The organism is Providencia sp. Marseille-Q8014 (genome assembly GCF_965112055.1).
On record NZ_CBCOPT010000001.1, the window covers coordinates 3,724,526 to 3,734,927 of the forward strand.

At 42.4% G+C, this 10,402-nt stretch carries 9 protein-coding genes; 4 read left to right on the forward strand and 5 right to left on the reverse strand.

Translation table 11 applies throughout. The annotated features are described in order from the left end of the window. Positions 1 to 604: 604 nt before the first annotated feature. Entirely contained in the window at positions 605 to 1,681 is a 1,077-nt protein-coding gene (gene lptG / locus ACWPW6_RS16560; protein ID WP_154624860.1) for an LPS export ABC transporter permease LptG, read from the reverse strand. Beyond that, positions 1,681 to 2,778 (reverse strand): LPS export ABC transporter permease LptF, encoded by a 1,098-nt coding sequence (lptF, locus tag ACWPW6_RS16565; RefSeq protein WP_163863162.1) that lies wholly within the window; start codon positions 2,776 to 2,778, stop codon positions 1,681 to 1,683. The genes lptG and lptF overlap by 1 nt, the downstream gene beginning before the upstream one ends. Positions 2,779 to 3,056: 278 nt before the next feature. On the opposite strand from lptF, the gene pepA reads away from it, so the two are divergent. The 4 genes from pepA (at position 3,057) to ACWPW6_RS16585 (ending at position 8,974) form a co-directional block, all read left to right on the forward strand. Further along, entirely contained in the window at positions 3,057 to 4,568 is a 1,512-nt protein-coding gene (pepA, locus tag ACWPW6_RS16570) for a leucyl aminopeptidase (RefSeq protein WP_154624859.1), read from the forward strand. A gap of 243 nt (positions 4,569 to 4,811) precedes the next feature. Next, on the forward strand, positions 4,812 to 5,261 hold the full coding sequence (locus ACWPW6_RS16575; protein WP_154624858.1) for a DNA polymerase III subunit chi: 450 nt from the start codon (positions 4,812 to 4,814) through the stop codon (positions 5,259 to 5,261). A gap of 13 nt (positions 5,262 to 5,274) precedes the next feature. Continuing rightward, positions 5,275 to 8,169 (forward strand): valine--tRNA ligase, encoded by a 2,895-nt coding sequence (locus tag ACWPW6_RS16580; protein ID WP_196713702.1) that lies wholly within the window; start codon positions 5,275 to 5,277, stop codon positions 8,167 to 8,169. A 304-nt stretch (positions 8,170 to 8,473) separates the two neighbouring features. Then, positions 8,474 to 8,974: a GNAT family N-acetyltransferase gene (locus tag ACWPW6_RS16585; RefSeq protein ID WP_004915956.1), complete on the forward strand. Its 501-nt coding sequence runs from the start codon at positions 8,474 to 8,476 to the stop codon at positions 8,972 to 8,974. A 52-nt stretch (positions 8,975 to 9,026) separates the two neighbouring features. Here the strand turns inward: ACWPW6_RS16585 and ACWPW6_RS16590 are convergent, their stop codons facing one another. The 3 genes from ACWPW6_RS16590 to ACWPW6_RS16600 form a co-directional block, all read right to left on the reverse strand. Further along, entirely contained in the window at positions 9,027 to 9,425 is a 399-nt protein-coding gene (locus ACWPW6_RS16590) for a MerR family transcriptional regulator (protein ID WP_154624856.1), read from the reverse strand. Positions 9,426 to 9,626: 201 nt separating this feature from the next. Continuing rightward, positions 9,627 to 9,986, reverse strand: coding sequence for a helix-turn-helix domain-containing protein (locus ACWPW6_RS16595; RefSeq protein ID WP_154624855.1), 360 nt, complete (start codon positions 9,984 to 9,986; stop codon positions 9,627 to 9,629). Positions 9,987 to 10,015: 29 nt separating this feature from the next. Beyond that, positions 10,016 to 10,306 (reverse strand): YdgH/BhsA/McbA family protein, encoded by a 291-nt coding sequence (locus ACWPW6_RS16600; RefSeq protein ID WP_244316449.1) that lies wholly within the window; start codon positions 10,304 to 10,306, stop codon positions 10,016 to 10,018. Positions 10,307 to 10,402: the final 96 nt, after the last annotated feature.

Consider the following 10,402-nt stretch of genomic DNA (forward strand, 5'->3'; position numbering starts at 1 on the left):
ACTTAACACTTTCTAGAATGGGCCTTTATGACGTGATTCTCGAGAAGCTTATGGAATCCACTATTGGCAATCCCGCTATTTTCTCTCCCCCAAGAAAATAAAGTACATGCCAAAATAAGTGAGCTAAGTAACGGGTTTATCGCTAACTTAATAAAATACCGCCTCTAAAAAATGGCTTTAAATTGCGACCCCGATCAAGAGCTATATACTTTATTCACCCTCTAGCAATTCCATTTGTTAGTCGAGCTCTGGGGCAACAGTATTTTGAGGCCTTACATAACGCCTGATGAGGGTTTCATCACATCCACCGAGTCACACTAGATGATATTTGTAACGCCGCTAGACATGTTATGAACCTGTATATCCTCTTTATGTGTGGTGAGTAAGAGAATGTTTTTTAACATAAACGGCTTTCCGGCTACAATTTCACTCGCTCCATTACTACCTTCAGGTGTTTTAAGGCTGACAATAAAAATAAGAATTTTTATGGCTCATCTCACTATCCCTGACGTTTTCAAACACTGAGTCGTTTAATACCCATAAATAAGCCACCGTATAACGCTATACGATGGCTTATTAACGTTTTATCGATTTTGAAATGGAGCTACTTACGTTTCACCAGCAGGACAATACTGATCCCGAGGAATAGGACGCTAGGTAGTAGCGCTGCAATGATCGGTGGCACGGAATAAACCAAACTCCAGTTCCCAAATCCTTGGTTAAGGATATAGAACAAGAAACCGCCGACAATCCCAGAAACAACCCGAACGCCCATTGGTACAGTTCGTAATGGACCAAAAATAAATGAAACTGCCATTAACATCATCACAGCGGCAGATAACGGCGCCAATATTTTCTTCCACATGCTTAATTCATAGACTGCCGCGACTTGCCCACTTTCTTTTAAGTAGGCGATATATTGATAAAGCCCTCGAATAGAAAGTGAATCCGCGCTAAGTGACACTATACCGAGTTTTTCAGGCGTAAGATTCGTTTTCCAATCGTATGTTAAACGCTGAGAACCTGTGATTTTTTTCTCATTATTTAAAATAGATTCATCGACCTGAGACAGTGACCACTGTTGGTTATCCTTGTCATACGTTCCGCTTGAAGCAAACATCACTGAGGTCAGCTTATGTTGTTCATCAAAGCGATAAATGGAGACTTCTTGAATCGATGTCGTATCAGTGACCCGCTGGATATGAATAAAATCACGTCCATCTTTTGCCCACATACCTTCATCGGTAACCACTAATGAGTTACCCACAATCTTTTCGGCACGATAGTTTCGCGCCCATTGGTCGCCCGCTGGAGCAATCCACTCACCAATTAACATTGCCACAATAACCAGTGGAATCGCGGTTTTCATCACTGAGAGCGCGATTTGCAAACGTGTAAAACCCGACGCCTGCATGACGACTAATTCACTGCGTGAAGCTAATGCACCTAATCCTAAGAGTGCACCGAGCAATGCCGCCATCGGGAAAAAAATATCAATATCTTTTGGGATGGTCAGTAACGTGAATACCCCTGCACCTAACGTGGTATATTCACCATCCCCGACTTTACGCAACTGCTCAACGAACTTGATAATCCCAGAAAGGGAAACCAGCATGAACAAGGTCATTAAAATAGAGTTCAGGATGGTTCGACCTATATACCTGTCTAAAACACCAAACATCAAGCAACCCCTCTATTAAATTTGACCCGCAAGCGGCGCATTGGCACGGTATTCCAAATATTTAAGATAATTGCTAAGGCCAGATAACCTAAGTTAACAGCCCACATGGCATATTTCGGGTCAACATCGCCTTTTTCTGCACTATTACGTAATGTACTTTGTAATAGGAAGAAAATCAGATAGAGCAACATGGCAGGTAGCATGCTTAATACTCGACCTTGACGAGGGTTAACTTCACTCAATGGCACAACCATTAATGCCATCACGACGACAGAGAAAACGATCGTCAAACGCCAATGGAATTCGGCATTAGAATCGGGATCGTTCGCCTTCCAGAGTTCAAGCATATTTTTTTGCTCAACTCTATCATTACGGGTATCGCTCGTTTTATGGTCGATAACCGCCTGATAATTTTTAAAATCCGTAATACGGAAGTCACGTAACAATGCGGTTCCTTCATAACGAGTACCTTCGTCAAGCACTACGGTTTGACGCCCGTCCGCATCTTCTTTCATATGACCACTATCCGCCACGACCACCGATGGACGTTGTTCATTAGTTGCGCGCAATTGCGCTAAGAAGACGTTTTTAAAATCGTTACCTTTGACTTCGCCGATATAAAGTACGATGTTACGGTCTTTGGTGGTTTTAAATTGCCCTTCAACCATCGCAGCCAATCCTGGGTTCGCCTTCGCGTCGGCGAGCACCCGTTCTTGATATTGCGAGGACCAAGGCAGCATCCACGTAATATTGCCTATCGCGATCAATGCGGTAAGTGTTGCCAGCACCAGAGCGGCTTTGACCAGAACACTTTTCCCTAATCCGCAAGCATGCATCACCGTGATCTCACTTTCGGTATACAATTTGCTATACGTCATCAATAGCCCAAGAAATAGGCTCAAAGGGAGGATCAATTGTGCCATTTCAGGCACCCCTAATCCCAGTAACGGTAACACTAAGTCTGAAGGAATATTTCCCTGAACAGCAGCCCCGAGTATATCGATGGACTTCTGACTAAAAAAAATCAACATTAGCACAAAAAGGATAGCTAACTGACTTTTCAGGGTCTCCCGTACCAAATATCTAATAATGATCACGCTTATACGCCTGTGAAAACTTGTCTTTTGGGTGGAAAATGGCTAAGTTCGTTCAATATCTACCATTTGTTAACATATACTCTGGCTCATTGTATGGCTAGAATGATATAAAAGCATTCTCTATACTGATTACCCAATCAGAACATGCTTAATATTATTGAAAAACCAGATATCTGCTCAGTTTAACATAAAGAGTTCATTCTCTATGAGGTAGATTATGCGGTAACGCTAATTTTAGCGGGAGCATGGGCCTTTGTCTTTAAGATTCAGGAGAACGCATGGAGTTTAGTGTAAAAAGTGGCAGCCCGGAAAAACAACGTAGCGCATGTATCGTTGTCGGAGTCTTCGAACCACGCCGTCTGTCCCCTATAGCTGAACAGCTGGACAAAATAAGCGACGGATATATCAGCGCCCTGCTGCGCCGCGGGGAACTTGAAGGTAAAGTAGGGCAATCCCTACTACTCCATCATGTGCCAAATATCCTGTCTGAACGTATTCTACTCATTGGCTGCGGTAAAGAGCGTGAGCTAGATGAACGTCAATTCAAACAAATCATTCAGAAAACAATCAGCACCCTGAATGAAACAGGCTCAATGGAAGCGGTTTGTTTCTTAACTGAATTACATGTTAAAGGCCGTAATAATTACTGGAAAGTACGTCAAGCCGTTGAAACGGCTAAAGAATCTCTTTACGTCTTTGATCAGTTAAAGAGTAATAAAACTGAGCATCGCCGTCCACTGCGTAAATTGGTTTTCAATGTACCAACACGTCGTGAATTAACCAGTGGTGAACGTGCTATCTCTCATGGGCTAGCAATTGCATCAGGCGTTAAGGCAGCGAAAGACCTCAGCAATATGCCACCCAATATCTGTAATGCAGCTTATTTAGCCTCCCAAGCTCGTCAGCTGGCAGACATTTCTGAAAATAGGCTCACCACGCGTGTCATCGGTGAAGAGCAAATGAAAGAGTTAGGCATGAATGCCTATCTGGCTGTTGGTCAAGGCTCACAAAATGAGTCACTCATGTCTATCATGGAGTACAAAGGGAATCCGGATCCTGAAGCGAGACCTATTGTCCTCGTCGGAAAGGGTCTCACATTTGACTCTGGCGGTATTTCTATCAAACCTGCCGATAGTATGGATGAGATGAAATATGACATGTGCGGTGCTGCAACTGTTTATGGTGTAATGCGTTTTATCACTGAATTACAGTTACCAATCAATGTCATTGGGGTACTTGCTGGCTGTGAAAACATGCCGGGTGGCCGAGCTTATCGCCCTGGCGATATTCTTACCACGATGTCAGGGCAAACAGTGGAAGTACTGAATACCGATGCTGAAGGGCGTTTAGTACTGTGTGATACGCTGACTTATGTCGAGCGTTTCGAGCCTGATTTGGTTATCGACGTCGCAACACTGACCGGTGCTTGTGTCATCGCATTAGGTAGCCACTATACCGGTTTGATGTCTAACCATAACCCTCTGGCTCACGAGTTGCTCAATGCTTCTGAACAAGCAGGTGACCGTGCATGGCGTTTACCATTAGCCGATGATTATTATGAGCAAATCAGCTCCAATTTTGCTGATTTAGCGAATACTGGTGGTCGACCAGCGGGTGCGATTACCGCAGGTTGCTTCTTGGCTCGCTTTGCCACTAAATATAATTGGGCGCATTTAGACATCGCAGGTACCGCATGGCGTTCAGGTAAAGCGAAAGGGGCAACCGGTCGCCCTGTATCAATGCTGTCACAGTTTTTACTGAACCGCGCTGGCCTAAATGGTGACGAGTAATACTCTATAATGCGTCAAGTGACAGCCAACCGTGCTGTCACTTGACGTTTAGGGTCTATACGCTAAATATTTCAAGGGGGACGGGTTGCTAATCAATGCCACCCATAACGTTGCCACTGGAAGTATGATGAGTATATAGCACTATGGTGTGCTATACGTTAAAATAGCACCCAACTTCATTTCAGGGTATTGCCTGTCGCAATACCCTTTTTGCATAAATATTTCTATTCCATAAAGAAAGAGATGAAAAACGCCACCTTTTATTTGCTTGAAAAACCATCACCACAAGTTGAGCTTGAGGCCCATGAATGGCTTGCTTGCGAGCTTGCGGCGCAAATGTGGCGTAATAGCAAACGAGTTTTAATCGCGTGTGAAAGTGCCGAACAAGCCGAAAAATTGGATGAAGCTCTGTGGCAAAGGGATCCTCATCAGTTTGTTCCTCATAATCTTGCAGGTGAAGGCCCCCGTTATGGCGCGCCCATTGAAATTTGCTGGCCAGGAAAACGAGGTAATGCTCAACGCGATGTACTGATCAATCTTCAAACTCAGTTTGCAGACTTTGCCACCGCATTCCATGAAGTGATAGACTTTGTGCCTATTGATGAAACTTTAAAACAGTTGGCGCGTGAACGGTATAAGGTTTACCGTAGCGTCGGCTTCAATTTGACTATGGCGACGCCGCCAACTAACTGAATACGATATAAAAATGGATAAAAAACCAGATAATGCGATTGCTGAGCCTTCGCTAGATAAAACTTATAATCCTGCTGAAATTGAGCAATCACGTTATGCTCATTGGGAAAAAAGCGGCTATTTCAAACCAAATGGTGATACCAGTAAAGACAGTTTCTGTGTCGTTATCCCGCCACCAAACGTGACGGGTAGCCTACATATGGGGCATGCTTTCCAGCAAACTATCATGGATACCATGATCCGTTACCAGCGTATGCAAGGTAAAAATACGCTATGGCAAACGGGCACTGACCATGCTGGTATCGCGACTCAGATGGTTGTTGAGCGTAAAATCGCGGCTGAAGAGAATAAAACTCGTCATGATTATGGCCGTGATGCATTTATCGACAAAATTTGGCAGTGGAAAGCAGAGTCTGGCGGCACAATTTCACAACAGATGCGTCGTTTAGGTGACTCTGTTGATTGGGAACGTGAACGTTTTACTATGGATGAAGGCTTATCGAAAGCCGTTAAAGAAGCGTTCGTTCGTCTCTATAAAGATAACTTGATCTATCGTGGTAAACGCCTAGTTAACTGGGATCCAAAACTGCATACCGCTATTTCTGATCTCGAAGTGGAAAACCGTGAAATAAAAGGTTCCATGTGGCATCTGCGCTATCCACTCGCTGACGGCGTAAAAACAGCTGAAGGGAAAGATTACCTCGTTGTTGCTACAACACGTCCGGAAACGATGCTTGGGGATACAGGGGTTGCTGTTAACCCAGAAGATCCACGTTATAAGGATTTAATCGGTAAAGAAATTATTCTTCCGATAGTTAACCGCCGTATTCCAATCGTTGGTGATGAACATGCCGATATGGAAAAAGGCACGGGGTGCGTAAAAATCACGCCAGCTCATGATTTCAATGACTATGAAGTGGGCAAACGTCATCAATTGATCATGATTAACATGATGGATTTAGATGGTAACGTGCGCCACGAAGCTGAAGTTTTCGATACTCATGGCAATCCTTCCACTGCGTATAGTAGCGAACTTCCTGAAGCATACCGTGGCATGGAACGTTTTGCCGCCCGTAAAGCCCTTGTCGCGGAATTTGAACAGCTCGGTTTACTGGTTGAAGTTAAGCCTCACGACTTGACGGTACCTTATGGTGACCGTGGTGGTGTCGTTATCGAACCCATGCTAACTGACCAATGGTATGTTCGCACTAAACCTCTCGCTGAAAATGCGATCAAAGCCGTTGAAGATGGTCGCATTCAATTCGTACCACGCCAATATGAAAACATGTACTACTCTTGGATGCGTGATATCCAAGACTGGTGTATTTCTCGCCAACTCTGGTGGGGACATCGTATTCCTGCATGGTATGACGATAAAGGCAATGTTTACGTTGGTCGTGATGAAGATGAAGTTCGTCGTGAAAACAACCTTGGTGCAGACGTTGCCTTACGTCAAGACGACGACGTTCTCGATACTTGGTTCTCTTCTGGTCTGTGGACTTTCTCAACATTAGGCTGGCCTGAAAATACTGAAGCTTTAAAAACGTTCCACCCAACAGATGTGTTGGTAAGTGGTTTCGATATTATCTTCTTCTGGATTGCCCGCATGATCATGTTGACCATGCATTTCATCAAAGACGAAAACGGCGTCCCTCAAGTACCGTTCAAAACGGTTTATATGACAGGCCTCATCCGCGATGAAGAAGGACAAAAAATGTCTAAATCCAAAGGGAACGTTATCGACCCATTGGATATGATCGACGGTATTTCGCTCGAAGACCTATTGGAAAAACGTACTGGCAACATGATGCAGCCACAGCTGGCTGAAAAAATTGCTAAGCGTACGCGTAAAGAGTATCCAAACGGTATCGAGGCACATGGTACAGATGCATTACGTTTCACCTTAGCGGCTCTTGCTTCTACGGGACGCGATATCAACTGGGATATGAAACGTCTGTCTGGCTATCGTAACTTCTGTAATAAATTGTGGAATGCGAGCCGTTTCGTACTCATGAACACAGAAAACCAAGACTGTGGTCAGAATGGCGGTGAAATGAGCTTCTCTCTGGCAGATCGCTGGATCATGGCTCAATTCAACCAAACAATTAAAGCATATCGTGAAGCGCTAGATACGCATCGTTATGATATCGCGGCAGGTATTCTGTACGACTTCACTTGGAACGAATTCTGTGACTGGTATTTAGAGCTTTCTAAACCAGCGGTTCATAAAGGCAACGAAGCACAGGCCCGTGCAGCACGCTTCACATTAATTGAAGTACTGGAAGCATTACTGCGTCTAGCTCATCCAATTATTCCATTTATCACGGAAACCATCTGGCAACGTGTAAAAGTGGTAAAAGGCATTGATGCTGATACCATCATGCTACAACCCTTCCCAGAATTTAATGCCGAGAAGGTCGATGAGCTGGCATTAAGTGACTTGGAGTGGATCAAAGAAGCTATCATTGCGGTACGTAATATTCGTGCAGAAATGAATATCTCGCCGGGTAAACCTCTGGATGTCTTATTGCGTAGTGCATCGCAGGATGCCAAACGTCGCGTTGCTGAAAATGAAAACTTTATTAAGTCCATGGCTCGCCTCGCCAGTATCACCGTCTTGGCTGATAGTGAAGAAGCCCCCGTTTCTGTAACTAAGCTAGTGAGTGGTACCGAACTGTTGATCCCTATGGCTGGCTTAATCGACAAAGATGCTGAGCTAGCCCGTTTGGACAAAGAGCTAGAGAAAGTCATCAAAGAAATTGACTCAATTGAAAGCAAACTGGCAAATGAAGGTTTTGTTAGCCGTGCGCCAGCAGCTGTCGTTGAAAAAGAACGTGAGCGTTTAGCCGCGAATATTGAAGCGAAAGGTAAGTTAGAAGCACAGAAAGTGACTATCGCATCACTGTAATTTTGCCTTGTGCAACCTAGCCTAAGCCCTTATTGGTTAGCCAATAAGGGCTTTTCTTTTTTTACAGCTCGGCATAATTAGAGGCAGGCCACCAGCGATAGCGGAGTCAACCTTCCGTAAACAAATCATGCGAATAACTACGTATAAGCATAAATTAATACACCATAGGAATGTATTACAGATCTATACCCATCGTAATTAATCGATTATCATTAGCTGGCTGCGTTCGCAGATCTCAGATTGAAGTTCCCTTCTGGTTCTCTCTCACTGAGTAGTACAAAACAATAAATAAAGAGAGTCTCTCATGACAACAAATACAACAACCCACACGATCCGTTTAATTGAACAAAAAGATAATGCAGGTATTGCTGCCGTTATTCGTGAAGTTTCAGCAGAGCATGGTTTAACCGCCGATAAAGGCTTTGCAGTTGCGGATCCTATTTTAGATACACTGTATGAAGTTTATAGCAAACCCCGCAGTGCATACTGGGTGGTTGAGATGGACGGTAAAATTGTCGGTGGTGGTGGTATATCACAACTGGCCGGTGGTGATAATGAAACTGCCGAACTACAAAAAATGTACCTATCCTCTGTACTAAGAGGCAAGGGAGTGGCAAAGCAGATTGTATTAATGTCATTAGAGTTTGCTAAAGCACAAGGCTATACACGCTGTTATCTTGAAACAACAGCAGACTTACAAGCCGCTATTAAACTGTATGAGAAATTAGGCTTTGAGTTTATTGATGAGCCACTTGGAAATACAGGCCACAGCGATTGTGAAATTCGGATGTTAAAAGCGTTGTAATCGCCGTCTCTATAAGGATAGCCAAATACGCTATCCTTATTTGTCTTATCGCTTAACGCTTTTTCGATAATAAGTTTTTTATTATTCCACATTTATGCCGAGAATCTATTTCATCACTGTGATCTTGTAAAATAACCAGCTCTCGCTCTAAATGAGTGAGTTTCTCAATATTCTTTCGAACATTCAGTAAATGAGTATTGATCACGGCTTCAACTAATTGGCAATCATCACTATTATTATCAACCAAATCTAATAATGTTTTTATTTCACGATGAGACATATTAAGACTACGGCAATTCTTTATAAACCTGAGTCGTTGAATATGCTTTTCACTATAGCTTCGATAGTTATTGTCATTTCTATTAGGAGGAATAATCAATCCCTCTTTTTCATAGAAACGAATCGTCTCTCTTGGAATATTAAACAGTTTTGATACTTCACCTATTTTCATTATTTACCACCTAAAAACAGATACAGATCATTTTAAGTTTTTTTCATGTTAATCCTTACCACCATTGCAAGGTCAAGAAAAAAACAATTTTATTTATTCAATACCTTATTAGATGTGAGTTTTCATTTTCTGTTGCGACTGTTTTAGGTATAGAATTTGCCCATAAGCGTATTCTATACCTACGTTTATAAAAGATATTGATTAATAAGATGTATGATATCTTAGCATCGTTTCTTTCCTATATTTGCCAGGCGTCACTTTTAGCTTTCGTTTAAAGGCTCTTGTTAGCCCTTGTTGACCATCAAAGCCATACCTGAAAGCGATATCAATAATCTTATCGTTGGTTTCTTTCAAATCCGTGGAGACTCTTAGTAACCTCCTGATTAACAGATACTGTCCTAAACTTACACCAACCGTATTTTTAAAAACACGTTGAAAATACCACTTTGAATAGCCTGCACGGTTAGAGATTTCTTCTATTTGTAATGGCTTATCCACATTCATATCGATCCACAAAAGAATATCTTGTATTACATTTTCTCTAATGGTGTGATGGCTCATTACTCACCTCCTGACTAAAACAAATAGCGTTATTGATAAAATGTCACATGACCTCTAAGTTGATTTTCGCCACTTGCTCCAATAATTTTATAGTGACTTGCTCCTCGTTTTTTAGCCATCTCCTGTGCCTGTTTTTCGATTGATGACAAACTCGCATCACCAATAAAAGTCATTGAAAACAAAATTTTTTTATCAGGTTCTTCTGAAGCGTTGGTTTCCGTGATGTGAGGTAATACAGGTTGAGTATTCGACGTATCACTTGATGCTAAGCTTTGATAACTTAATAAACTTAAAGCCAATAAAAATGTTATTTTCTTCATCATTAATCCTTATTTCTCTATGTATTTAAATTAATGACAATCATTAAAAACCTTAAAGTAGATACAAGGTCAATAGTTTATTTTAACTTTACATAG

Excerpts from the sequence above, each read along its gene's own strand:
- lptG (WP_154624860.1), bottom strand. The coding sequence starts at position 1,681 with ATGTTTGGTGTTTTAGACAGGTATATAGGTCGAACCATCCTGAACTCT.
- pepA (WP_154624859.1), top strand. The coding sequence starts at position 3,057 with ATGGAGTTTAGTGTAAAAAGTGGCAGCCCGGAAAAACAACGTAGCGCA.
- ACWPW6_RS16575 (WP_154624858.1), top strand. The coding sequence starts at position 4,812 with ATGAAAAACGCCACCTTTTATTTGCTTGAAAAACCATCACCACAAGTT.
- ACWPW6_RS16580 (WP_196713702.1), top strand. The coding sequence starts at position 5,275 with ATGGATAAAAAACCAGATAATGCGATTGCTGAGCCTTCGCTAGATAAA.
- ACWPW6_RS16585 (WP_004915956.1), top strand. The coding sequence starts at position 8,474 with ATGACAACAAATACAACAACCCACACGATCCGTTTAATTGAACAAAAA.
- ACWPW6_RS16590 (WP_154624856.1), bottom strand. The coding sequence starts at position 9,425 with ATGAAAATAGGTGAAGTATCAAAACTGTTTAATATTCCAAGAGAGACG.
- ACWPW6_RS16595 (WP_154624855.1), bottom strand. The coding sequence starts at position 9,986 with ATGAGCCATCACACCATTAGAGAAAATGTAATACAAGATATTCTTTTG.
- ACWPW6_RS16600 (WP_244316449.1), bottom strand. The coding sequence starts at position 10,306 with ATGAAGAAAATAACATTTTTATTGGCTTTAAGTTTATTAAGTTATCAA.